The organism is Anaerococcus urinomassiliensis (genome assembly GCF_900128425.1).
In the GTDB taxonomy this organism is placed as follows: Bacteria; Bacillota; Clostridia; order Tissierellales; family Peptoniphilaceae; genus Anaerococcus; species Anaerococcus urinomassiliensis.
Map to the genome: position 1 here is coordinate 730,937 of NZ_LT635782.1, position 26,280 is coordinate 757,216.

Here is a 26,280-nt window from a genome sequence, read left to right on the forward strand (position 1 = left end):
CGCCTCAATAGAGACGGTCATTTGTCAATATTATTGATTAAGTTCAATTATTGTTGCTTTATCTGACTCAGGAATATCTTCTTTTGACCAGTCTAGACTAAGGTAAATATCTGCTTTTGCATATTCTGATAGTTCACTTAAACTGTCTGTAAGTTTTTCAAGTTTTTCTTTATCAAAATCTATAATATCGTAAATTCCATCTACATATACTTTTCCAATATCATAGTCACGAGCCAAGATTCCTGCAATGAATCCTTTTAGTGCACAGTGGCAGTTAATATTGTAACTTTTTGCATTGATGAGTCTAACTTTGTGATCAGATATTCTAGTTCTATCCTTATCAGTTGTGATGAAAACTATATTGTTGACATTGTTTTCTTTTTCTTTGTTAGCCTCATCAACTAGATATTGTGTCTTACCTGTTCCTTCTTCTCCAATTACGTAATAAAGCATTTACATATCCCCCTTAATTTTATTAAACACTACTTTTTGAGACTTATCCCCTTGAACAAATCCATTTCTATTCATTTTTTCTATTATTTCATCTCTAATTAACCACCATGATGTATCCCAATTACAAAAGGCTGTTTCTTCCTTTGGTGCTCTCCCTACAAGCCTTTGAACGGCAACATCTTTTTTTATGATTCTTAGAAACTCGATAACATTTTCTATATACTCTTCCTTGCTCGGCATTGTAAATTCGTTATTTTGGTACATTTGGTATAATTTTGTGCCTTTAATAACAAATAGTGAATGTATTTTAATTTCTTTAACATTGAGAGCGTTGATTATCAAAGCTGTTTGTCTGACATCTCTTATATCATCCCAGGGTAGGGATAAGATAACATGGGTGCAAATACGAAAATCGTACTTATTAATCAAATTGCAAGCTTCGATAAATTCTGCTAAAGTTTCGCCCCTATTTAATATATCTAGGGTCTTATAATTCGCAGTCTGTAAGCCTAGCTCAAAAGTTATATCCTTACCATACTCATCACTCCATTTTTTAAGAAACATAAGCTTATCTTCAGTCACACAATCAGACCTAGTTGATATTGATACACCAACTATATAGTCTTTTTCGCAAGCTCTGATGATTTCCTTAAATTCTTCTAAAGTCATATAAGTATTGGTAAAGTTTTGAAAGTAAGCAATAAATTTATTTGCTTTGTATCTTTTGCCAATATAATCTTTATTTTGGCTAAGCTGGGCATCGACACTTAAATATGATGGCAAATTTTCAAAAGAGCCACCACTATCACCGCAAAATATACATCCACCATAGCATTTGGCCCCATCTCTATTTGGACAGGTCAATGATAGCTTTACAGGAAGTTTATAGACTTTTTCACCATAGGTATCTTTGTAGTACTGACTGATAGAATAATACGGATTATTCATCAAAATCTTCTACATCTTCCTCTTCTGATTCATCTTCAATTTCTAAGTCTGAATTGTAATCTTCTACAACTTGATCTATAGCTTCATCATCCCAATAGTGGGTGAATAAATGGAAAACTTCTTCTAATTCTTCCTCATCATCTATTAATCTTAGGTCAATTTCTTCTTCTTCGAATGAATCCTCATAGTAGAATAAATAAATTTCATAGCTTTCACTAGAAATCAAAGCCACATAATCTGTGCCATCAACTGAAAATATATCCAGTAAATAACACTCATCGCTAGCATCACCTAAATCGATTTCAATTATAGCCTTTCCTTCATTTTTTAAAAACTCTACTTCATGATCATGCAATTCTAATTTTTCTGTCATAAGCTACTCCTTATAGTTTTGCTAAATGGGTTAGGGCAGTATCCACTAATTTTATTACATCTGCGATATCTTCTAGTGGAGAAAAATAATTGCCACTCTCCCCTTGTTTATATTCTACCCCTAATGAAATCAAGTTAACATCTAAATTGTTAAAAATTATACTTGAATCTAGTGAATATTGTGTTTTTGCCACATCAAGTTCTTCTCCTGTTAAATCATTGAAAGCTTGTTTGAAGACTTCAGTTAAGTTATCTTTACTGTTTTTCCACCTTGGTATTATTAAACCACTTTCTATATTAGCCGAACTAATTTTTGCAGCCATTTTTGTTGTTTTGAGCATTTCTTTCATTGATTCACTAGTCAAAGACCTATAAACTATGATGAAATTGAAAAATTCTTCACTGGTTCTAGATATAGATAAATTGATAGATGATATAAGTTCGTTATTCAAATTATCAACAGCATATGCGCCAGATGGAACAAGCTCTATAAAGGAAGACAAGTGTTCAAATGATACTTGAGTAATTGGGTTAAATTCACTTAGATTGATTTCTTCCATAGTAAAATCCATATTAGGCTCATGCTTTAAATTCTTTTCCATATATTCATTTTTAATTAAATCAAAAATATCTTCTAGGTCACTAACAAAGTCAGATTTGATTACAAAATCTATATGGCCAAAACTTGGTATCCTATCGTACCTATCTCCTGCTTGAAGATTTATAATATTAAGGTCTACTTTAGCTTTCATTTTTCTAATAAAAGTGACTAGGGATTTTATAGAATTTATCCTAACCTTATCAAGGTCAGATCCACTATGTCCACCTATCAGATTAGATAGACTAATTCTAAAAATCTTATAGTCATAGTCTGGATAAAACCTTTCTACTGGAATATTTATTTTCGACAAAATCAAAGAACTAAATTCATTTGCTAAGCACCTTGATTGTCTAAGGTTAAGATTGATAATATTCTTACTCCTCAAAAGAAAATACAAAGCCTTGTAGTCTCTATTCTCTTTTTGAATATTATTTTTAGTAATCAAAACATCAAAATCATTAGAAGATTTTTGTAAAAGCTCATTAATCGCTAACAAGGAATTAACATAGTTTAAATCATTGCTAGAATACAGATAAAGACCATCTTCGCTCAATGATATTTGAGAATCTTTTATATTTGAATCAATATTTAGATGCAATACAGCTTTGGGATTGTCACCTTTTTTGATATAAATGGAGTCATCAAAGTAAGAAACATCATATTTAGATGAATGAATTATAAATTGATCGACATATGACTTTTCACTTGTCAAAACTCCTAAAGATTCAAATTGTCTTAAATTTTCTTGAAGATTACTTATCGTATTTGCATAATCCATAACTTTTGCCTAATAGTATTTTTTGACCTCAGATTCTTTATAAAGATCATTTACTAGTTCTAAATATTTTTCCTGTCTTTTGATCATTTCGTAGGTTGATCTAACATTATCTTTAATGTCTTCAAAGTTTTGTTCATTTATATTTTTGTCATCAAGTTTTATCAAATGATAGCCAAATTGAGATTTGACTGGTTTTGATACTTCTCCTATAGATAGCTTATCTAGTCCTTCTTGAAATTCAGCAACCATAACTCCTTTTGGAAATGTTCCTAGAGAGCCACCATTATCCTTTGATGGGTCAATGGAGTATTTTTTAGCAGCTTCAGCAAAATCCAGACCATTTGCTATCTCTTCTAGTATTTTATTAGCTTCCTTTTCATCTTCTACCAAGATATGGGAAGCTTTATATGTGGTCGGACTGAATAATGTATCCTTGTTCTTATTGTAATAATCAAGGACTTCATCATCGTTTATAGTTACTTCATTGAAAATCTTATGCATAGCATAGTTTTTTAGCATATCATTTTTGACTTCTTCGAGTCTGTCGATAAACTCTTCTTCTTGGTCAAAATTATTTTCTTTGGCGTTTTGAAGTATAAGTTCCTGGTTAACAAGTTCATCAGACAATATATTAAAACCTTCTTTGGAATTAAATCTTTGCTTATCTTCTATGCCAGCCAAAAGATGAAATACATCATCTTCGTATATTTTTTTGCCATTTACCTCTGCCAATAATTTATTTTCGCTCATTGGTTCCTCTTTACTAGTTCAATTTTGTTGTTATATATCTTGATATCGTTATTTTTATAAAGTCTGCCTATGGCTCTTTTAAAGGATGATTTGCTTATGCCAAATATGGCATTAATTTTATCTGGACTAGACTTATCAGATAGATTAAGTAATCCATCGTGGTCTATTAGATAATCCAAAATCATGTCACTGTCATTATCAATTTCTAGGTAAGCCCTTTGTCTTAAAGATAGTTCAATCTTTCCATCATCTTTGACTTCTTTAACCCTAGCTTCAATTAGTTCACCTTCAACGTGAACTCCCCTTAATTCGTCCATCCTTAGTAGGGAATCGTACTTATTATCTATTGCAACAAAAGCACCAATTGACTTATTTATAGAATAAATTCTGCCAGTAACTTCATCATTTTCATTAAATTCGTGATCAGTTGTAAGTAAATCACGGATTTTGCTAGTTAGATAAATAAAGCTGTTACTATCTAACTTGAAAGCAACAGGATAGGTCATATGCATGATAAGTCTATAAGTTCTTTCTGTAAAAGGCATAAAAACATGGTTTCCTCCTTCTATTTCAAAGTAGACACCCTTCTTATCAACTTTTACAGCTTCTAGATCATAAATTTTATCAACTTCATAGGGAAAATCTCTACTAGCTCTTATTAAATTATCGTAGTCTCTATATAAATAAGCTTCTACTTTTTCCCCTTGATGAAAATCTTTGACTTCTTTCTTATCTATTGCGGCATCTCCAAACTTAGTCTGTAAATATGCCTTATTTTTTGTAAATCTTTTTATCTTATATTCTTTGATAACAAACTCCTAATTTAATTGTTTTAATGTGAATCCTTCTCCAAATACTTCAGATATAGTATTTGTGAATATAAATGCCCTGTCATCAACCTTTAATATATCATCTTTGATAAGTGGATATCTCCTAAAGGTAGAAACAGTTAGAATAAGCTTTTTTTCTCTTCCTGTATAACCACCTTCGGCATGGAGGAGTGTTACCCCCCTATGGTATTTTTTAATAAGTATATTATTGATTTCTTCATATTTATCGCTAATAACATATACAGCAATCTTCCTTCCAAGACCTTGCATAACATAATCTAGGGCAATGGATTGGATAATTATTGCAAGTGAAGCATACATAGATTTTTCTATACCTATTACAAAAGCTGATAATATTACTACTGTAAAATCGGCAAAAAATAGAGAAATGTGTATAGGAACACTTGTATATTTATTAATAATAGTTGCTATAACATCTGTTCCGCCTGAAGAACCACCATTGTAGAATATTAGGCCAAGACCAGCCGCAATAACTATAGGTCCACACAAGGTATTTAATAGCGCATTACTAGAAAGGCTAAAATCAGGTAGAAATCTTTCAAATAAAATTATTTCTATTGATACAGTTACAGCAGATAGAAGAGATTTTTTTGCAAAATCTATGCTTACAAATATGCCACCCAAAACCAATACCAAGGCATTTAAGATAAAGTTGATTATTCCTAGGTCAATATTGAACAGGTTTGAAAATACAAGCGATAGACCAGATACTCCACCAGCTGAAATATCATGGATTAACAAGAAAAAATAAAGGCCTGCACCTAAGATCAAAGATCCTACAAAAATCGATATATTCTTTTTCATCCTCTACCTCCACTATCTTATAGTAAAAGCTTATCATAAAAATTTAATTTCGTAAATGAAAATAAAAAAGAGAGCCAAAGACTCTCTCATATCCACTGAGGAATTTCTTGATTATAATTATCATACATCAAAAGTAATAATTTTTCCTCTTCCTTGCTAAATAAGCAAGGCTTTGATGATCTAGCATTTACAATATTTTCTAGTATCAAATAAGCCTGGTAGAGGGCGAGGAGTCTGAAAAATTTAATGGGGGCTTTTTTCCCGTCAAAATAACCATTAATAACTCCTCTAGAAAACTCTGGTTTTTTTATAGCAATTCTGTTTATACTTGTAAAATCAAATATAGGATCACCGACATCTTTAAAGTCTGTGGCTAGGATATTAAATTTGTCGTCAATAATAATATCATCAAGGCTAATGCCGCTTAGCAAATAGCTTGTTTTAACAGACCTGGTTATGTGCTGATTGTGGCTAATGTAGTCTGCCAGTATATAATCATTATCTCCGATAATATCACAAAGACCATGCCTATAAAAAAGATAGTTGGATTTTGTCTTGCACAGTTTATACCAGTTGATATCAACACTTGTTGGTAGGCTATGAAATTCTTTTAAAAATTCACCAAACTTATGACCCATGTCATATTGATCTTTTTCATTAGATTTATCTAAGTATTCTCTTAAAGATATAAAATTGTCAAAATCATAGATATAATAGTATTGATTTAATTCTTCCAAAAAATCTTCATCAATAGGCTTTGAAAATTTATCAAATTTATTTATAGATTCACTATAATTTTTATGTGAATTATCATATAACTTCAGCAAATAAGACCTATTATCAGCCTTTATTTCATAATTATTCTTAGAAATATAGGTGATATCTTGATTGGATAATTCATAATCGAAAAATTCAATTTTTTTAAGTGTATCTATTATTTTTTTATCCATTTTATTTATTTTTATTAATTTCTTCTTCCACTTCTTCTGGGCCTTCTAAATCTAAGAGCCTATTAGAAAAGTCTTCGCATTCTTTAAAAGATGAGTTTATTATGATATCCTTAATTTCTGCTACTTTTGCTGATGCTGATGAGAACTCATCTAAACCTAGGCCTAGTAATAGTTCTGTTGCAAATGTATCAGATGCGAACTGTCCACACATACCTGTCCATTTGCCAGCCTTGTGAGAAGTATCTATAACGTGTTTAATAGCTCTTAATACGGCAGGGTTATAGTTAGAATATAGCTCAGAAATAAATTCATTGCCTCTATCTACAGCTAGTGTGTATTGTGATAGGTCATTTGTTCCTATTGAAAAGAAATCGACATATTTTATTAGCTTGTCTGCCATAAATACTGAAGCAGGTGTTTCAACCATTATTCCAACATCAAGGTCTTTGTTATAAGCGATGCCCTCTTTGTCGAATTCTTCTTTGATTTGTTCAATTAATTCCAAACTCCTCTTAATCTCAGATACACTAATTACCATAGGTATCATTATTTTTAGATTTCCAAAGGCAGACGCACGAACTAGAGCTTTTAATTGGGTTATAAATATATCTTCCCTATCTAAGCAAAGTCTTATTGCCCTATAACCTAAAAATGGGTTATCTTCTACAGGGAATTCAAAGTAATCTAATCCTTTATCTCCACCAATATCTAGAGTTCTGATTATAAGAGGCTTTTCACCTAGCATCTCTGTAGCTTCTTTGTATACGTCAAATTGCTCTTCTTCTGTTGGGAAGTGGTCATTTTCCATATATAAGAATTCTGTTCTAAATAGTCCTACTCCATCGCAGCCATTTTCAATAGCAATTTTTAGGTCTTCAATATTTCCAATATTTGCAGAAACTTCTACATGGCGATTATCTTTTGTTACTGCTTCTTTATCTTTTATCGAAGAAAGTCTTTCTTTCTTTTCTTTTTGTTCTTTGATTTTAGATTCATATTCGGATATTAATTCATCAGATGGGTCTATAATTATAAAACCTTCATTTCCATCTATTATGGCTTTTTCTCCACCCTCAATCTTTGTTGAAATATCTTTCATACCAACTAAAGCCGGCATATCTAATGTTTGGGCAATGATTGAAGTATGACTTGTTTTACCACCTAGATCTGTAGCAAATCCAACTACATTATCTTTGTTCATATTTGAAGTATCAGATGGAGTTAATTCTTTAGAAATCACTATAGAATTTGGCTCAATTAAAGATAAATCTTTTGGCTTGATGCCCTTTAATTTAAACATCAATTGATATCCTATATCTTTGTAATCGCTTGCTCTCTCTTTTAGATATTCATCATCTATTTGACTCATTATTTCTACCATTTCATTGATGGTTTCATTTAGAGCAAGTTCAGAGTTCTTGAATTCATTGGAAATTTTACTTTCAATTGTGTCTGAGAAATATGGGTCTTGTAATAACTCTTTGTGAGCATTAGCAATATTAATTTGAGCTTCATTTGCTCCATTTGTATCACTAAGTTCATCTAGATAAGAGTCTAGTGCATTATGAATTCTAGTTTTTTCTTCTTCGACCATATTCTCACTTATTTTATTTTGGTCTACAGCCACTTCTTGCCTATTAAAAAGGTAGATTGTACCTATAGCAAGTCCACTAGAAGCCTTGATTCCTTCATATTTGGTATTCATATTCTTCCCTTCTAAACAAAGTATAAAAAAAGGATACTTAATCAGTACCCTCTTACTAGTTAAATTATTCTGATAAGTTTTCTATAAAATCTACTAATTCGTCAACAAATTTTTCTTCGTCTTCACCTTCTGCAATTAGAGTAATTTCTGTACCTTTTGCAATTCCAAGGCTCATAACGTTGAAGATTGATTTTGCATTAGCTTCTTTACCGTCTTTTATAATTTTAACTTCACCAGGATAGTTTTTAACAAATTGAACTAAACTTGCTGCTGGTCTAGCGTGTAAACCTGTTTCATTGCTTACAACAACTTTTCTTTCTGCCATAATAATAGCCTCCTATATTCTTTTTCTATGTTTATATTATAATTGAAATTGTTTATATTTTCAACTTAAAGACTTGCTTGATTCTCTTAATTTAAGGTTTGCATCTATTATCCAATCGTCAGTTAAGATGTCATCTTCTTGACGAATTCTCTTTATCAATGCTCTTATAGCTATTGCACCAATATCATAGTATGGAATAGCCATAGTTGTAAGATTTGGCCTATAGATACTTGCTATTGATCCATCTCCAAATCCTGCTACAGATAGGTCATTTGGTACATTGATTGCATTGTCAGTACAATAATCTATAAAACCTATAGCTAGCTCATCAGAACAACAAGCTACCGCACTGATATCATTTTCTTTGCAAAGAGCAATGGCCTCTTTTCCAATCTCGTATCCATCATTACTTGTCTTGCCATTACATTCTAAATAGTAGGAATTTTTGCCAAGCTCATTACAAGCTTTTTCATATCCAGATTTTTTGGCTTGTTTTAGGATATTGTCGGCACTATCGTTTAAAAACAATACATTTTCATGACCTGACTCAAAGAGATGCTTTACTAGCCTATATTGTTCTGTTTCATAGTCGATTCTTACTGTATGTAGTGTTTTAAATGAATGATACTTATCTAATAGAATAAATGGAATTCTTGTTTCTCTAAGTTTTAGAAGTGTCTCATCGCTAACATCTTCTGCTATGATTACCAAGCCTTCTACTTGCTTAGTAGCAAGAAAATCAATAGAATTATTAATTTGCTCTTCTTGTCCATAAGAAGAAGTTAATAGCATATCATACTTATAGAGCCTACCTATTTCTTCTATACCTCTTATAAGCTGTGCCATATATTCTATACCAATATCTTGAACTATAACACCAACTAAGTTTGACTTTCTCATTACAAGTGATCTTGCAAGTTCATTTGGCTTAAAATCAAGCTTATTAATGGCATCAAGTACTTTTTGTTTAGCTTCAGGGCTTACTGGTTTTGAATTATTCATTACCCTAGATACTGTAGATATAGATACTCCAGCCAATTTTGCTACATCTTTTATTGTTGGTTGACCCATATTTTCACCTTCCTAAGAAAAAGAGTCATCGTTTTGATGACTCTTGATTCATTATCTACCAGATATTACATTTCTTACTATATCTATTACATCCATAATCAATGATGAATAATCACCAACAGATGCGATTCCAGCTCCTACAGTATCAATACTATCAACAGCTGTTTCACCGACATAGTTTACAGTGTCTCTGATGTCATCAGTTATACTATTGACATTTGTCATAGTATCGTTAGCCTTTGCTATAGCCATTCTTAGATTTGGGTCTTGAACAACTGTGTTAACATTTGCTACTAACGAGTTTGCTTGATCAACTACTCCAGGAAGTTTTTCAATAACATCATCTAAATTGTCTGCATTCTTATCTAAAACTTCTTGGACTGAGCCAACTAACTTGTTTACACTTGCTAAAGTTTTAATCAAAAACACTAGTGCAACTATACCTACTATAGTCAGTATTATATTTCCAAGAAGATTAAAATTAATAGTAACCATTTAAAACTCCCTAGTTCTTTTTATTTTTCTTATCAATCTCAATTTTTACTTTTTTATCAGCGCTTTTAGTTTCCTCAGCTTTATCTTTTGCAAGTTCTGCTGTTTTATCAGCGCTATCTTTTACTTCTTCCTTTGCATTGTTAGCTTCTTTTACGTTTTCTTCGTGTTTTTCACTAGTTACTTCAGCAGCTTCTTTAGCGCCTTCTTTGACATCACTTGCTACATCTGTTGCAGTATTAGAAATAATCTTTCCTAATTCTTCTGCACCTTCTGAAACGTTGTCTTTAACATTTCCAGCTGTTTCAGCTAATTGTTTACCAGTTTGTCTAGCAATTTCTTTGCCATGGTCAAATCCTTCTCTAACTGGTTCAAGGTCTGTATATGCTCTATATTTCATATCTTCATAAGAATCTTTAGCATTGTCAACCATATCAGCTGCACTATCTACTAAATCATTTGTAGTATCTTTTACAGTTTTAACTGTTTCATCAAATGCATCACTGATATCTTCTCTAGTTTCTTTACCAGATTTTGGAGCTAATAGTATACCAGCGGTAACACCAACTAATGCTCCAAGTAGAGCACCTTGGGTTCTCATTCTACTGTCGTGATTTTTAGCTTTCCAAATCTCGTATTTGATTTCTCTTTGTTTAGCGCGTGCTTTGTCTTCAATATAATCTGTTATTGACATATATTTAATCTCTCCTTTTAAGTTTTGATATCTATTATATACCCACAAACCATAGGTATATAACAATAATTATAAAAAAATCCTAAGGTGGCCCTACATTATAACCTTCGCTTTTGTGAAGGTGGGCAAGCCGTCTAGAATTTCTGAAGTCCACTCTCTGGAGGCATTCCATCCAAACTAGAACAAAGCAATCCCTTATAATTGTTGTAGGTTTAAATTCGGACCTGTCTTCCTTAGGATGTCTTAATTATAATATATAGGGAAAAGTTTTTCAAATTAAATATTGACTAAAAGATGGCTTAGACTTTATATCTATAAACTTTCGGTCAATAAATCTTTTAAATTTTATCTCATAACAATGTAGCAAAAACCTATCCATTTCTATATTTGAACCATATAGCATATCGCCTATTATAGGATGACGCAAATATGATAGTTGTGACCTGATTTGGTGGGTTTTGCCAGTCTTTATGTCTACTTTTATATAGCTAATATTATTTTTCTGATCGTATTCGATAGTTTTAAACTGACTTACTGCAAGTTTTCCATCTTCGCCCACTTCATATCTTTTCCTATCTTCATTGTAAGTAAGTTTAGTTTTAAGAGTCCTATTAATATTTACATTGCCATTTACTACTGCCATATAATATTTATAAAAATCATTGTTCTCTATTTGCTTTTGATAGTAGGCAAAGGCGTAGGGATTCTTGGCAACCATCAATAAACCCGAGGTGTTCATATCAAGTCTATTTATAAACCTTACCTTGGACTTAATATCATTTTCTTTAAAATAATAGGCTATATGATTTGCCAGGGATTCTTGACCTTTGGAGTTTACAGTGAGATTTGCTGGCTTGTCTACTACTAATATATGAAAGTCTTCATAGACTATATCTAACTTAGCTTTAATAGGTTCGTAGTCCAAGTTTTCATCTTCTATGGGAATCTTTAATATATCACCACTTTTTAAATCCTGGTTATTACTAGTATTAATATCATCAATAATGTATCCTGCTTTTACTATGTCAGTAATTGCTCTTTTTGAGAAAGCATTTTTTTCTAAAAATTTTTTAACTTTTATGTCTTTGTTTATTTTAAAACTAATGTAATTCATTTTCACCTCTATGTTATAATACTATAAGAGAGGATTTTTGATATGACAAATTTTATTAATATTTTTAGAAATAAATCAAAATTTAGCAAAAGTATATTTTTTAAAACCAAGGATATCTTAGAAGATTATGGATTTGAAGTTTCTAGTAGCTTTAATAGTGATGCTATTTTAAATCTTGTTATTGGTGGTGATGGCACTTTCTTAAAGGCAGTTCATGATACAAACTTTACCAATATTCCATTTATAGGGATAAATACTGGGCACTTGGGATTTTACCAGGAAGTTGAAGTTGGTGAGATTGAAAACTTTGTGAAAGCTTTTAAAGATGGCAATTACAATGTAGAAGAGCTTACTATTCTAGAATCTCAGGTTAATAAGAAACACATGGATTCTCTTAATGAAGTAGTAGTTAAGAGTAATAAAAATCAAATAGTTAGGCTTAAGGTTTTTATAGATGGCAATTTTGTAGAAAATTTCCAAGGAGATGGCCTGATTATTGCTACCCCACATGGTTCTACTGCCTACAACTTATCTTGTGGTGGATCTATCTTGCACCAATCTTTGAAGGGCTATTCACTAACTCCTATTGCGCCTATTTTTTCAAATTTGAATAATGCAATTATTTCGCCAGTTGTCTTGCCTGAAGATGCTACTATCGACATCTTAGTTTCAAAAAGAGACAATTACCACACTGTCTTTATCTTTGATGGCAAGGAATACAATACTAAGGACTACAAAATCAGTATAAAAGTTTCAAATAAGACAATAAAAAAACTTATTCTCGATAAAAATCACTATTGGACTAATATCAAGAATAAGCTTCTATAATTAATCTAGATTAACTTGGTTAAATATATCTCTAATAAGATTTCCTGCAATAGGGGCAACTGTCACACCACCTGTGTCAGCTGAATTTTCTACAACTATTGCTACTGCTATCTTTGGATCATAAGCTGGAGCAAAACCAACAAACCATGCATCTATAAATCCGTTGGCCTTATCTGCTGTTCCAGTTTTACCTGCAACTTGTATGCCATCAACATATGCACCTTTTGCAGTTCCCTCATTTACTACATCCACCATCAAGTCACGAATGGTATTTGCATTAGTCATATTCGTAACCTTTGATAAGATTTCCTTTTTGTTTTCATAAATTACATTCTCGTCTTTATCTGTGATAGTTGAGACCAAGCGAGGCTTCATCATAACACCACCATTTGCTATAGTTGATGTAATCATCGCCATATGGAGAGGTGTCACTTGAGTTTTACCATAGCCAAAACCTGTCATAGCTAGGTCTGCTTGATTTAGTTCCTTGTATGGAATAACAGAATCATATTTTTCCAAATCAAATTCATAAGGTTTGTTAAACATATACTTATCAGTCATATTCATCAAACTTTCTTTGCCCATATCGTTAGTTTTTTTTGCAAAGTAAGTATTAACAGAATATATGAAGGCATGTCTTAAGTCTAGTGCTCCAAAGACTTGATTGTCAAAGTTTGTAATCTCAAAGTTTTGTATCACTTCTGATCCTGTATCTTCGTATGACTGGTCAATATTTGAATCTAGTATAGCATTGGTTGTTACAATCTTAAATGTCGATCCCGGCCTATAAAGTCCAGCAGACGCCCTATTAACTAAGGGTCCGTTGTTATTTGCTATAAGATTCTCCCAATCTGCATCTACAGAATTTGGATTAAATGTCGGTAGAGAAACCATAGCAAGTATTTCTCCTGTCTTTGGATTCATAACAACTGCCGCTCCAGTGTATTGGCTCATATAATTATAGGTTAAATTTTGTATATTTTGATTTAAGGTAAGGTGCAAATCGTTGCCCTTATCATTATTTACAATCATCTTCCTAAACTGACTTAAATTATCATCGTGAAGATTTAATAACCACTTGTTGTAGGTCTTTTCAAGACCAGTCTTGCCATAAGTCTTGGAATTATAACCTGTTATAGTAGAACTTATAGCTCCATAATTATAAATACGAGTTTTTGAACCGTCGGAATTTTCCTCATCATAGGCCAAAAGATTGCCTAAGCTATCATAAATATCTCCCCTGTCTATGGCATCTTCATTTATCCAAAGTCTTCTATTATTCTCATTTTTTGCTATTTCGCTTGATTTAAAAAGCTGGAAATATACCAAATAGATGGCAAGACCCATAAATAGGACGACAAAAAATATCATAACAAAAAGAAGCCTTTTATTTAGGGTAGATTTTGATAGGACTTTTAGCTCTTTGCTATCTTTGATCCTATACTCTTCTTCTTTTTTTATTATCTTTTTTAGAAAAGTTTCATCTGTCTTTCTTTTTTTACTAGCTCGGTATTTTTTATCTTCACTCATCTATTTCATCTCCATATTTAATGTCAGATGCACAATATTGCAGACATCCAAGTAGGATAAAACCAGATAACATGGATGATCCACCTTGGGATATAAATGGCAAAGTTACACCTGTAAGTGGGATAAGTTTTAAAACTCCACCAAGTATTATAAATGTCTGTATGGCAAATAATACTCCTATACAAAAGGCAAGAGTAGAAAAGAACTTGTCCTGTTGTATCAGGGAAATTTTAAAGGCCCTATATACCAAAATCATAAATAAAAGTATTACAGCAATTCCCATAAAGACTCCCATTTCTTCAGATATGGCTGAGAAAATAAAGTCAGATTCTGCAACTGGTATATAGTCTGGATGGCCAAGACCAATGCCTGTGCCAAAAAGTCCACCACTTGCCAAAGCAAATAGAGCTTGGGTAATCTGGTAGCCTGTCCTATTTATATCAGACCATGGGTCAAGCCAGGTTGCAACTCTTATTCTAACGTGACCAAACATAAAATAAGCCAAAATAGAACCTAAGATCATGGCTATTATATTAAAGGTAATTAAAAATCTATCCTTTTCGAAGACAAATTGGCTTAGAATCATTAGGCCAAAAAATATCAGGGCCGTTCCCAAGTCTTTTTGCAAGAATAGGAATCCAATGTATACAAGGATTACAAATTCCATGTAAAATCTTCCAAAAGGTTTGCTAACGATTTGGTTGTAATTGCTATAGAAACTTGCAATAAAAAATGCTAGTGGCACTTTTATAAACTCAGAGGGTTGGATAGTAATTATATTTTTAATGACAATCCAGTTTTTTGCCCCACCAATGTAAGTACCAAATACAAGGGTCGCCATAAATAGTCCTATTGAAACTACTACATAGAATATAGAAATCTTGGACCAAAACTTAAAGGCTTTCAAAATAAAAAATGTAAGGAAAAATAGGACCATACCTACTAGGTAAAATTGCAATTGTCTTTTGCCATAGGCAGGATCAAGCCTATAAATCATAGATACACCTATTGAAAAGAGCATATTTACAATCATTAGCAAAATATTGTCAGCCTTGGTAATCTTGCTTACCAAACTAGTCGATAAGATAACGACAAATAAGATAGCAAGATAAGTATATAAATCAGTCTCCCCTATGTTTTGAATGTTATATATCAAAGATAGGGACAAAGACAAAAATGTAAATATAAGCAACAACACCGCTGATTTTCTGGTGTATTTTTTTTCATTTTCTACTAATGCTATGTCCTTATTCATTTTCCTCTCCTTGGATAAATAAGAACTGCAACTGGCCAATATGAATTATGTCATTTGATTTTAGCTCAATTGCGTCATAAATTCTCTCATCGTTAAGATAGGTTCCATTGGCTGATTTTAAATCCTCCAAGAAATATATATCCTCATCTTGGATAATCCTAGCGTGGAATTTCGATAGATATTTGTCCTTAATGCAAATAGTATTTCTCTCATCTCTACCAATTGTATCTTCTTCTCCTATGAAATAATACTCTTGGACTATAAATCTAAAGCCATCTTCTCTATTTAATAATTTAAGATATGTATCGGATTCCTTTTCTTTTTTAAGAGTTGTCCTCACATCATAATATATTATTCTAATGATTGAATATATGAAGTAAAATACAACTACGACAAATACGTATTTAAGTATTGTTGAAATCAATTGATATAAAGTTAAGTTTCCAAATACATTTATTGAAAAAAATTTATCTATAAAATTAAAAAAACTTTCCATAATATCTTCCTTTTCTTTAGTACCTATATTTTACCACATAAAAATCTTTTTAAAACAAAAAAACTAGGGCAAAAGCCCTAGAAATTTTATTCTACACTATCAATTACTTCTTTCATAGCCTTGATCATTTCATCTTTCTTTGTATCAGAACCATCTTTGCTATCACTTATTGCATTGACATAAATCTTGATTTTTGGTTCTGTTCCAGATGGTCTAAGTGCAAGCCATGAGTCATCTTCAAAGTAATATTTCAAAACATTTGATTTTGGAAGGCCAGTATCATCAAATTTGTAGTCAATAATCTTAGCTGTTTTTAGGCCAGCAAGTTCATCTATAGGATTGTTTCTAACTTCTTCCATAATTCTTCCGATTCTTGCTTGTCCATCAAGGCCGGTTAGGGTGATTGATACAACTTCGTTGGCATAGAATCCGTGTTCTTGATAGATATCTTCAAGTACATCTAGCAAGGATTTGCCTTGTTTTTTGTAGTATCCTGCCATCTCAGATATCATCATTGCAGAGTTTACAGCATCCTTGTCCCTTACAAAATCCTTGTAGTTATAACCTATAGATTCTTCAAAACCAAATACGAACTTACCTTCACCAGTTCTTTCTAGTTCATTTGCTACTGCATAAATGTTTTTAAATCCTGTTAGAACGTCATATTTTTGAACTCCGTATTTTTCACAAATAGGACTAATCAAATCTGTTGATACAAGAGATTTTACTACAGCTGGATTTTCAGGAAGTTCTCCATTTTCCTTTAAGGCTGATAGGATATAGTTGGTTAAAAGTGATCCAATCTTATTGCCTGTTAAGAATACATACTCTCCATTCTCATCTTTTATTTCTACAGCACATCTATCTGAATCAGGGTCTGTTGCTAGTAATAAATCTGCATCTAGTTCTTTGCCAAGTTTTTCTGAATACTTGAAAGCAGCTGGGTCTTCTGGGTTTGGATATCCTACTGTTGTAAAGTTTGGATCTGGATTTTCTTGTTCTGCGACAACGTATATATTTTTAAATCCACGTTCGTCTAATATTCTTCTAACTAGTTTGTTACCAGCTCCATTTAGTGGAGTATAAACAATTTTGATATCTTTATCTATATCTTCATTAATTGTACAATCAAGTACTTCTTTTACATAGTCTTCTATCAAGTCATCACTAACCCATTCGATTATGCCATCTTCAATCCCCTTTTCAAAGTCTATACGTGGAATTTCGAAAAAGTCAGGGTGCTCAGCAATGTGGCCTAAAATTTTGTCTGCAGTTTCATCTAGGATTTGGCTGCCTTCGCTGTTGTATGCCTTGTATCCATTGTATTCCATTGGGTTGTGGCTTGCTGTAATCATTACTCCGGCAGCTGTTTTAAGGTGTCTAACTGTGTATGATAAAACTGGAGTTGGTTGAATTTCCTTGTGAATGTAAACCTTGATGCCATTAGCAGCAAAAACTTCTGCTGTTACGCGAGCGAATTCTTCTGATTTGTGACGTACGTCATATGAGATTGCAACTCCTGCTTTTTTAGCATCCTCGCCCATTTCAGCAACTGTATCGGCAAATCCCTGGCTTGCTTGAGCAACCATGTATTCGTTCATACGGTTGGTTCCTGCACCTAGTTTGCCACGAAGACCTGCTGTACCAAATTCTAAGGAAGAATAAAACCTATCCTTGATTTCTTCGTCATTGTCTTTGATCTCTTCTAGTTCTTTTTTTGTCTGATCGTCAAATTTGTCATTGTTGTACCACAAATTAAAAGATTCTTTATAGTCCATTTTTTCCTCCTAAATGGTAAACATTTATTGATAGACCATCTACATATAGGTCTGCTTCTATCTTCTTACTTGTATTTTTACCCTCTTTGTTAAAGATATTGTCAATTCTAAGTTTTTTATCTCCTATAAAACTTTCTATTGATCTTCTTGGGATTATTTCTCCATCTTGGCCGACATTTATTACAACGAGATTCTTTAAACCTTCATATTCCAAACTATAAATTATCATAGAATCCTTTAATCCATCCATAAACTTTAGATTGCTGCGAATAAATGTTGGATCAGTTTTTGTAAAGGCCTTCAATGATTTTCTTAGTTCTATCAAATCTTTGGTGTAGTTGAAGATATTCAGGTGGTCTTCTTTTTCCTTCCAATTAATAGCATTTACAAAAAGTGGTGAATTGTAAGAATTCCTGTCATTTTTCTTAGTATGGTTAAATTCATTTCCCTCATATAAAAACACCTTGCCAAATGATAGGAAAATCATTCCTATTGCAAGCTTCACATAATCATCTATTTGATCCAAGTTTTTAAGAGAAATCTGCAATTTGTCATATAAAATCAAATTGTCGTGGCAATTAAAATAATTTATTGACTCGCTTGCATCATCTGCAAAACCACTCCTTAGGTCATCATAGGCGATAGAGCCAGCTATGGATTGTTCTATAATAGGCTTTAAATAATAGTCCCCCTGGATGTAGCCTGTCCCATAGGAATCAGTATCGCCCTTTATTGCATCTCGAAAAATGTCATTAAAGACTCCAAAACCATTAGATCTTTGTGAACCTTTAATAGTGTGAAGATCATATGGAAGGGTTGTTTCAAGAGCCATCCATGGTTCTCCATAGATAATTATGTTGGGATTAATCTTTCTAAGTTCTTTAACAGCAAGTTTTATGGTATCAAGGTCTATTACGGCCATAAGGTCAAACCTAAAGCCATCAATCTTATACTCCTTAACCCAATATTTCAAAGAGTCAATTATTAGTTTCCTTACAAAGGGTCTCTCGCTTGCTAGTTCATTACCCACTCCAGTAGCATTGGAAAAATTCCCATCATCAGTCATCCTATAATAATAATTTTTACCAAGTGTATTTAGATTTGAATCATAAGACTTAAATGTGTGGTTAAATACGACATCCATTACAAGGGCTATATTTTTTTCATGAAACTTTTGAATCATTTCTTTAATTTCAAATATCCTATTTGTAGGATCATCAGGATCTGTAGCATAAGATCCTTCTGGGTTAAAATATAGCTCAGGGTCATAGCCCCAGTTGTAGTTATCATCATCAAAAAATCTATCATTTGATTCATCAACACTTATAAAGTCATATATAGGCAAAAGCTGAACATGGCTTATGCCAAGGTCAACTAAATTATCAATGCCTGTGGCAAGTCCCTTATAGGCAGTTCCCTCCTGGCATAGGCCAAGATACTTGCCTTTGTACTTTACTCCACTAGTATCATCAGCTGTATAATTTTTGACATTAAGTTCATATATTATAGCTTCATTTTCTGGTATTTGTGGTACTTGCGTCTCTAGAAATCCATCAGGATTTGTTTTTTCCATATCACAAACTACAGAATACATAGAATTTATAGAAGAAGCAAAGGAGTAGGGGTCAGTCACCATGTATTTGTCATCCACAAAATACGAATAATAATATCCTTCATAATCTCCTGATAAAGTAACTTGGTAGATATCATACTGAGATTTTTCCATCTTTATAAAATCTTTTCTTGGATTTCTATAGTCTTTTGATATGGCCAGATATATTTGGTCGACTGATGGCGCAAAAACTCTAAAAGTAGTTTCATCTTTACTATATATGGCTCCAAGTTTTATATCTTTAATTTGTTCATAGCTAATATTATTTATCAAAACTTCTTTTCCTTTTTAATAAGTCATCTAGGTTAAATTTGCTAGCCCATATGAAATTTTGCATACTATTTTGTGTCCATTTTTCCTTGTCTATATAGTCTTTTTGCATATCTTTTCTTAGGTTCACAAGATTTTCTAGGTCTAGGAATACATTAAATGAATCATTGTATAGTAGTATTTCGTCATATAAGTTTTTAAAATCATATGGGAAAGCTTCCTTAGGCTCATTTAATAGCCTGTCAATAGTATATTTTACTATTTTGTTTTGATAAATGATATCATTAGCAATATATTTTCTTTCTTTTCTTATTGCCTCATAAGTTTTATAATCATCATCTAATAGATAAAATTCATTAGCAATATCCAAATTTTCAACAATTCCTGCCTTAGTTGAAATCACATTTGACATATTGTATAGACAGTTTATTATATCAAAGTTTTGATTATCCATTAATGGATGGGCTAGGTTAGAATATACATCTGCCGCTGGATAAAGTATTCTCAGGTCTTTAACCCCAGTATTTTCTACAAAAATAATCTTGATTTTCTTACTTATAATCTTATCTGCTTCTATAAGTTTTTTAAGGGCTAGAATAAACTTTATGGTTTCCTTTGCCACATAGTAACCCTCATTGGCCTTGCCAGAAAAAATATAAGTTTTTGGTACAAAATAAGCATTTGTATTATCTCTTAGATAAAAATATTCATAGGCAATTTCTAGGGCATTTAGTATTTGCCTTTTGCTTTCGTGAATTATAGATAGCTGCAAATCAAATATTGAATAAGGATTTATGGATGGATCTTTCAAATATTTGCTTAGCTTTACTTTATTATAGAATTTAATTTCATCTAGGCTATCGATAAAGTCTTTGTTCTCTTTTAGATAAATAAGCTTCTTGCTATCATTTCTATAATCATTGATATTATATTCTCTAAGAAGATCATAAAGCTTAAGGTTTGCAGATTGACCGTACATTTGCCTATCGCTTCCCATGTTCATATAGGAAGTATTGTTTGATATTGACTTGTTTTCAAAAAGCACCTTAGATAAGAAGATATATTCCCTGGATAGGACTATATTAATATTTTTAAAAATCATCTGTCCATTTTCTATTAAAGGCAAATAGCTTTCTGATTTTCCTAGTTCTGTTTGTATGTCGATAATAGTACTATAAAGTTCTGGATTCAGCTTTCTTATTTCATCGGCTGGATAGTTTTCTAGTGAATCATCTGTTATAGAAAACACTAGGTGGTAGAATATTTCCCTTGTATAAGCTATAGCTTTTCTCATAGTGAATTTATGTTCTCTTGTAAGGATTCTGATAAATTCGACTAAGGCTAGGGTCGGATGAATGTCGTTTATAATAACTTTAGTTTGTTTATTGATATTATTTATATCCTCATAATACAAGATGTATCTTCTTACAAAGTCTCTCATAGCTGATGCTGCAAAGAAATATTCTTGTTTTAACCTTAAAATCTTGCCCTCATATGAAGAATCGTCTACATAAAGAAACTGAGTAATTGAAAGGTTATTAATATAATCCCCATAGGCATTGATTATATCCCCATTAGAAAACTCGTTAACATCTATTACTGAAGTTGGCTCAGATTTAAAAAGTCTAAGTGTATTTACAAATTTAGCATCAGATGAAAGTATGGGCATGTCGTAGGTTACAGTCTTGTGGTTTTTCCCATATATTTCTATTAGATTTGTAAAAGATTTTTGGTGTTCCCAATTTGACCCGTGTTCTAACCATGAATCTGACCTTACTTCTTGCTTACCGTTGGCTATAACCTGCTTAAAATCACCTGATTCATAGCGAAGTGCGTAGGCTGTGGCCTTTATCTTTTGATCTGTTAGAGCATTTATAAGGTAGGAAGAACCCATGCCCATATCACCAATGCCGAGGGCTGGGTCTAGGTCATAAGCCATGATAGAATCATAATCAAAGCCAATTTCACCAATGGCTGCCTTAATCTCATCTTCAATATCAAGTTTATATATTATGTTTGATAGGAAAGACCCAGGCAGATACTCAAAACTTAATATATAGACTTCGTAACCCTCTTTTATTTTCTTGGAAGAGACCCAAGTCTTGCCTACACTTTCCATAATATAACGGCATAGGCAATCATAGATTTCCCTTTCTCTTGCTGTGTTTAGGTCTTTAGCATAAAAAGAATACAAATAATTTTGTATTCTTTCTATGATAGTATTCTTATTAATTTTCATACTAGGCTCTTGTTTCATCATATAAATCTTTATATTTTTTAGCTGACATTTGCCAGTCTATATCGCTTTTCATTGCATTATTAACAAGTCTATTATGTGCTTCTTTATTATTTTTATAAATATTTATAGCGTTTTTGATTGTAAATAATAACTCATGGGCATTGATATTTGAGAAAGAATATCCTGTACCCTCACCTGTGTATTCATTGTAAGGAATAACCGTATCCTTAAGGCCACCTGCCTCACGAACTATAGGCAAAGCTCCATAGCGCATAGCAATTAGCTGGCTGATTCCACAAGGTTCTGAGATTGAAGGCATAAGGTAAAAGTCACTAGATGCATATATTTGGTGAGCTTCTTGGCCACCAAAATAAATTCTTGCTGAAAGTTTTTCTGGATATTTCCAAGCAAAATATTTTAGCATTTCTTCATAAGTATAGTCACCAGTACCTAGGGCTACAATCTGGATATCTTCTTCCAATAGCTCATCTAATATGTACCTTACAAGGTCCATACCCTTCATTTCGTTTAACCTTGTTACCATACCAATCATTGGTACATCTTCTCTTTGTGGTAGACCGTATTGTTTTTGTAAGGCTAATTTATTGTTAACTTTTTTGTCTATACTATCTATGTCAAAATTTTGATTTATAAGTTTATCCGTTGCAGGATTCCATTCATTATAGTCTATACCGTTTACAATGCCTGATAATTTGTAATCATATTCACGAATAACCCCATCCAGACTCTCTCCATAGAATGGGTAGTGGATTTCACGAGCATAATTTTCTGAAACAGTATTGACAGCAGTAGCATGGATTATTCCAGCTTTCATAAAGTTAATTGCATCATAATATTTCAAATCATTTTCGTTAAAATATCCACCATCAAGACCAGCCAGTCTCATTATATCTGGGTTAAATACGCCTTGGTATTTCAAATTGTGGATGGTAAATAATGTTCTTATATCGTTATAGTAGCTATCCCCATGCCTAAAATCATTTACAAATACATTGACCATAGCCGTATGCCAGTCATTAGAGTGGATAATGTTTGGTTTAAAGTCTATTTCTTTTGGAAGTAGGGTACAAGCTTTTGAGAAGAAAATGAATCTTTCTGCATCGTCATCAAAGCCATAAGGATATCCCCTATCAAAGTATTCTTGATTATCAATGAAATAATAGCAGACTCCATCATAATCGAGTCTATAAACTCCTGCGTATTGGTGTTTCCAATCTAGGTCTACATAAAACTCAGTGACCTTTTCCATTTTTGAAAGATATTTTTCGTCGATAGAACCATACATAGGGATTACAGCTCTGACATCAACGCCGATCTTTTTAAGTTCTTTTGGTAGAGATCCAGCAACATCGGCTAGACCTCCTGTCTTGATAAAAGGTACTGCTTCACTAGCTAGAAAAAGTACATTCATTTTTAGCTCCATTCTTCCATTACTTCATTTTTTGATGATACAAATGGGTGAACCCTGTTACCAAATAATTTCACGTTGTTTCCTATCTTTGTTCCCTTATCAGTTATAACAAAGTTAAGTATTGCGTCATTACCAATAACTGTATCTTGGAAGATAACTGAATTTTTGATAACAGCACCCTTTTTAACTGTAACTCCCCTAAAGACTATTGAATTTTCAATCTCACCTTCTATAATAGCACCATTTGCAACAAGAGAGTTTTTAACCTTACTATCTTTTGTATATGATGTTGAAGGTTCATCCTTAGACTTGGTATAAACTAGACCATCTTGGTAAAATAAGGAGTCGTATAATTCTTCGTCTAAAAGCTTCATATTTGCTTCAAAGAATGAAAATGTATCCATAATAATCTCAATATGCTTCTCAGTCCTATAAAAATCAATGTTTAAATCTTCTGGTAGAGAAAATATTGCTGTAAGAAGTGATGAAATAGTATTTCTCTCAACCGCATATCTTAATACCTTGATTAGAACATCTCTTTTTATTAGTATTGAACCTGCGAAAAGATCGAATTCATCCGATAAACCTAGGTTAGTACCAAGGCTTACTGGATTATTATTTTCATCAGAATTTATAATCTTTCTATTTAGATAAAAACCATCGTCATCGCGCATTCTTTGTGTAAATATCAATACATCACTATCATTTGATTTTATATATTCTTTTGCATCGCTTATATCAACCTTTGAAATGTACATTGGATTGGTAATAAAAACATATTCTGCATTAGAATCCTCAATACCTCTAATAGTGTCATAATATGTTTCAACTTCGCTAGGATTTGCAATACCGTAATTTGGAGGAATTATTGTAAGACCACCACGTCTGCGGTTAAGTTCCCAACTTCTACCATTTCCTATGTGATCTAAGGTTGATCTCATCTTCCTACCTGCAAATAGTATCACATTGGTAATATCATAATTTGTCAGATTTGACAAAGTAAAGTCAATAATCCTATACCTTCCACCAAATGGTAGCATATAATCTGGTCTAACCTTGCACAATTCATCATAATTTCCAGAATCAAACTCTGAACTATACACTAAAGCTAAAATGCTATCCATCTTATTCCTCCTCGATTCCTTCTGAACTTACAAGATAAACCTTATCATCGCCTTCTTTGCCTATATTTTCTGTAATCTCAATATCTTCAGCAACTACACAGTTGTAAATCTTAACCCCTGCCTTAACCGTAGATCCATTTAATAAGACACTGTCACAAACTTCAGCACCTTCTTCAACTTTAACATTTGAGAATAAAACTGAATTCTTAACTTTGCCATTAATCACACAAGCTTCATTAACTAGAGCATCTTCAAGTATACCTTCTTTGCCAATCCTGTGTGGTGGCAAGTTTAGGCTTGTAGTATATATTTTCCAATCTTCGTCATAAATCCTTAGCTCATTATTAGGATCGATAAGGTCGAGGTTAGCTTGCCAGAAACTCCTTACAGTTCCAACATCTTTCCAATATCCATCAAACTTATAGACGTAAAGAGGTTTGCCATCATTAAGCATTTTAGGGATAATATCTTTACCAAAGTCATTTGAAGAATCAGGATTATCATTATCTTCTATTAGGGCCTTACGTAGCACTTTCCAATTAAATACATAAATTCCCATAGATGCAAGATTAGATTTTGGATCTTCTGGTTTTTCTTCAAACTCAGTGATTTTGCCATCTTCATCAGTATTCATAATACCAAATCTGCTAGCTTCATCCCAATCAACTTCCATTACCGCTATAGTAGCATCAGCACCCTTTTCTTTATGTATATCAAGGAGTTTCCTATAATCCATCTTGTAAATATGGTCACCTGATAATATCAAAACATATTCTGGATTGACGCTATCAAGATATTTAATATTTTCATAAATAGCAGATGCGGTACCTTCGAACCACTTACCCCCATCTTCAGTATAATATGGTGATAATATTCTTAATCCACCGTTATTTCTATCATAATCCCAAGCAGAACCAATACCTAGGTGACGGTTTAAAAGCTGTGGCTTATATTGAGTCAAAACACCAATATCCCTAATCTCTGAATTGGTAGAATTACTTAAAGCAAAATCTATAATTCTGTATTTTCCACCAAAAGGAACTACAGGTTTTGCCATATCTTTAGTCAAGGCCTTAAGACGTGAACCTTGACCACCAGCCAATAGCATAGCTACTGTCTTATTTGAGTTTCTCATTGCATCCTCCATTGCGCATAATTATTTTCTTATTATATTAATACCCAGTAAAGCTGGGCGTAATTAGAAAAACCTTTTCTTATTATATATTTTACAAAATATCTCAATTTTTGACAATAAGGTTTTTTCCTAGTATAATTTATGCTACTTGGGGATGCCATGGTTTCGACGTGGTCGAATAATCATTGGTAGCAGGTCGTTTGCTGATCGTAAATCAGTGTTTAAATATAAACGCAAACAACAATAGCGAAGCAAACTTCGCACTAGCTGCCTAAGAAACTGGTAGCAATGAATTGTAGGTTAGTCGCAAACTTACAATTTGTTTCATAATTTTAGCGACAACTCTTCTAGCAAAGCTTTGAGCTAGTTGCAGTATGATGAAGCTAGCATATAACTTATTTGTAAGTTTATAAAGTTTTATGCGAAAACTTTAAACTTAATAAACCTGTAGAAGCCTCTGAGGACACTTCCACGGACATGGGTTCGACTCCCATCATCTCCACCAAACACCTTGAAAGCATTGCAATTTCAAGGTTTTATTTTTTATAAAGACCATTTTAGTATTAATAATTTTTAAACTAATATAAGTATTATTAATATCTTTTTAAAAGCTTTATCTTTTCTTACTTGTTTTGCTTTTAATCTACCAATCTTTGCTAAGTTACTTTCCTCC

Annotated in this window: 24 protein-coding genes, 1 other RNA gene and 1 pseudogene; 2 read left to right on the plus strand and 24 right to left on the minus strand. The window is 32.4% G+C overall.

Features of this window, described 5'->3' with window-relative positions:
* Window positions 1-30 precede the first annotated feature (30 nt).
* The 15 genes and pseudogenes from BQ7474_RS04535 to BQ7474_RS04600 all read right to left on the minus strand — a co-directional run bounded on the left by BQ7474_RS04535 (window position 31) and on the right by BQ7474_RS04600 (window position 11,908).
* Window positions 31-453, minus strand: coding sequence for a hypothetical protein (locus BQ7474_RS04535; RefSeq protein ID WP_073997795.1), 423 nt, complete (start codon window positions 451-453; stop codon window positions 31-33).
* Window positions 454-1,401, minus strand: a complete 948-nt coding sequence (locus BQ7474_RS04540; RefSeq protein WP_073997796.1) for a tRNA modification radical SAM protein MnmL/YtqA — start codon at window positions 1,399-1,401, stop codon at window positions 454-456. It lies immediately after the preceding gene.
* Entirely contained in the window at window positions 1,394-1,774 is a 381-nt protein-coding gene (locus BQ7474_RS04545; RefSeq protein ID WP_073997797.1) for a DUF1292 domain-containing protein, read from the minus strand. The genes BQ7474_RS04540 and BQ7474_RS04545 overlap by 8 nt, the downstream gene beginning before the upstream one ends.
* A gap of 10 nt (window positions 1,775-1,784) precedes the next feature.
* Complete coding sequence (locus tag BQ7474_RS04550; protein ID WP_073997798.1) at window positions 1,785-3,152, minus strand: zinc-binding metallopeptidase family protein; 1,368 nt, start codon at window positions 3,150-3,152, stop codon at window positions 1,785-1,787.
* 9 nt (window positions 3,153-3,161) lie between these two features.
* The gene (locus BQ7474_RS04555) at window positions 3,162-3,902 is read right to left on the minus strand and encodes a peptidylprolyl isomerase (RefSeq protein WP_073997799.1); all 741 of its coding nucleotides are present in this window, start codon (window positions 3,900-3,902) and stop codon (window positions 3,162-3,164) included.
* Entirely contained in the window at window positions 3,899-4,447 is a 549-nt protein-coding gene (locus tag BQ7474_RS04560) for a S1 RNA-binding domain-containing protein (RefSeq protein WP_235821474.1), read from the minus strand. Before BQ7474_RS04560 ends, BQ7474_RS04555 begins: the two co-directional genes overlap by 4 nt.
* A gap of 162 nt (window positions 4,448-4,609) precedes the next feature.
* A pseudogene (locus BQ7474_RS10995) lies at window positions 4,610-4,711 on the minus strand (RNA-binding protein); the annotation flags it as partial.
* 9 nt (window positions 4,712-4,720) lie between these two features.
* Window positions 4,721-5,557: a YitT family protein gene (locus BQ7474_RS04565; protein ID WP_073997801.1), complete on the minus strand. Its 837-nt coding sequence runs from the start codon at window positions 5,555-5,557 to the stop codon at window positions 4,721-4,723.
* An 86-nt stretch (window positions 5,558-5,643) separates the two neighbouring features.
* A complete protein-coding gene (locus tag BQ7474_RS04570) occupies window positions 5,644-6,507 on the minus strand; it encodes a hypothetical protein (protein WP_082187884.1) in 864 nt (287 codons plus the stop codon).
* A 1-nt stretch (window position 6,508) separates the two neighbouring features.
* A complete protein-coding gene (gene ptsP, locus BQ7474_RS04575; RefSeq protein WP_073997802.1) occupies window positions 6,509-8,212 on the minus strand; it encodes a phosphoenolpyruvate--protein phosphotransferase in 1,704 nt (567 codons plus the stop codon).
* Window positions 8,213-8,276: 64 nt separating this feature from the next.
* Entirely contained in the window at window positions 8,277-8,537 is a 261-nt protein-coding gene (locus BQ7474_RS04580) for an HPr family phosphocarrier protein (RefSeq protein WP_073997803.1), read from the minus strand.
* A 60-nt stretch (window positions 8,538-8,597) separates the two neighbouring features.
* Window positions 8,598-9,608, minus strand: coding sequence for a LacI family DNA-binding transcriptional regulator (locus tag BQ7474_RS04585; protein WP_073997804.1), 1,011 nt, complete (start codon window positions 9,606-9,608; stop codon window positions 8,598-8,600).
* A gap of 51 nt (window positions 9,609-9,659) precedes the next feature.
* Window positions 9,660-10,103 (minus strand): hypothetical protein, encoded by a 444-nt coding sequence (locus tag BQ7474_RS04590; protein WP_044566271.1) that lies wholly within the window; start codon window positions 10,101-10,103, stop codon window positions 9,660-9,662.
* A 10-nt stretch (window positions 10,104-10,113) separates the two neighbouring features.
* Window positions 10,114-10,794 carry a YtxH domain-containing protein gene (locus BQ7474_RS04595; protein ID WP_073997805.1) on the minus strand — a complete coding sequence of 227 codons (681 nt, stop codon included), beginning with the start codon at window positions 10,792-10,794 and terminating at the stop codon, window positions 10,114-10,116.
* Window positions 10,795-11,065: 271 nt separating this feature from the next.
* Window positions 11,066-11,908 carry an RluA family pseudouridine synthase gene (locus BQ7474_RS04600; RefSeq protein WP_073997806.1) on the minus strand — a complete coding sequence of 281 codons (843 nt, stop codon included), beginning with the start codon at window positions 11,906-11,908 and terminating at the stop codon, window positions 11,066-11,068.
* A 42-nt stretch (window positions 11,909-11,950) separates the two neighbouring features.
* Between BQ7474_RS04600 and BQ7474_RS04605 the strand changes: the two genes are divergently transcribed.
* Entirely contained in the window at window positions 11,951-12,736 is a 786-nt protein-coding gene (locus BQ7474_RS04605; protein ID WP_073997807.1) for an NAD(+)/NADH kinase, read from the plus strand.
* On the opposite strand, the gene BQ7474_RS04610 is transcribed toward BQ7474_RS04605, so the two are convergent.
* From BQ7474_RS04610 to BQ7474_RS04650, 9 genes are all read right to left on the minus strand, one after another.
* Entirely contained in the window at window positions 12,737-14,266 is a 1,530-nt protein-coding gene (locus BQ7474_RS04610) for a peptidoglycan D,D-transpeptidase FtsI family protein (RefSeq protein ID WP_073997808.1), read from the minus strand. It lies immediately after the preceding gene.
* Window positions 14,259-15,521: an FtsW/RodA/SpoVE family cell cycle protein gene (locus BQ7474_RS04615; protein ID WP_073997809.1), complete on the minus strand. Its 1,263-nt coding sequence runs from the start codon at window positions 15,519-15,521 to the stop codon at window positions 14,259-14,261. Before BQ7474_RS04615 ends, BQ7474_RS04610 begins: the two co-directional genes overlap by 8 nt.
* Window positions 15,514-16,017, minus strand: a complete 504-nt coding sequence (locus BQ7474_RS04620; protein ID WP_073997810.1) for an FHA domain-containing protein — start codon at window positions 16,015-16,017, stop codon at window positions 15,514-15,516. The genes BQ7474_RS04615 and BQ7474_RS04620 overlap by 8 nt, the downstream gene beginning before the upstream one ends.
* Before the next feature lie 86 nt (window positions 16,018-16,103).
* A complete protein-coding gene (locus BQ7474_RS04625) occupies window positions 16,104-17,795 on the minus strand; it encodes a phospho-sugar mutase (protein ID WP_073997811.1) in 1,692 nt (563 codons plus the stop codon).
* The gene (gene pulA / locus BQ7474_RS04630) at window positions 17,785-19,680 is read right to left on the minus strand and encodes a type I pullulanase (protein WP_143179983.1); all 1,896 of its coding nucleotides are present in this window, start codon (window positions 19,678-19,680) and stop codon (window positions 17,785-17,787) included. The genes BQ7474_RS04625 and pulA overlap by 11 nt, the downstream gene beginning before the upstream one ends.
* Window positions 19,670-21,916 carry a glycogen/starch/alpha-glucan phosphorylase gene (locus BQ7474_RS04635; protein WP_073997812.1) on the minus strand — a complete coding sequence of 749 codons (2,247 nt, stop codon included), beginning with the start codon at window positions 21,914-21,916 and terminating at the stop codon, window positions 19,670-19,672. Before BQ7474_RS04635 ends, pulA begins: the two co-directional genes overlap by 11 nt.
* A gap of 1 nt (window position 21,917) precedes the next feature.
* The gene (glgA, locus tag BQ7474_RS04640; protein WP_073997813.1) at window positions 21,918-23,348 is read right to left on the minus strand and encodes a glycogen synthase GlgA; all 1,431 of its coding nucleotides are present in this window, start codon (window positions 23,346-23,348) and stop codon (window positions 21,918-21,920) included.
* Window positions 23,349-23,350: 2 nt separating this feature from the next.
* Window positions 23,351-24,472, minus strand: a complete 1,122-nt coding sequence (gene glgD, locus BQ7474_RS04645; protein WP_073997814.1) for a glucose-1-phosphate adenylyltransferase subunit GlgD — start codon at window positions 24,470-24,472, stop codon at window positions 23,351-23,353.
* Between the two features lies 1 nt (window position 24,473).
* Window positions 24,474-25,607, minus strand: coding sequence for a glucose-1-phosphate adenylyltransferase (locus BQ7474_RS04650; protein WP_073997815.1), 1,134 nt, complete (start codon window positions 25,605-25,607; stop codon window positions 24,474-24,476).
* Window positions 25,608-25,757: 150 nt separating this feature from the next.
* Here BQ7474_RS04650 and ssrA point away from each other — a divergent pair.
* Window positions 25,758-26,112, plus strand: a transfer-messenger RNA (tmRNA) gene (gene ssrA / locus BQ7474_RS04655).
* Window positions 26,113-26,280 lie beyond the last annotated feature (168 nt).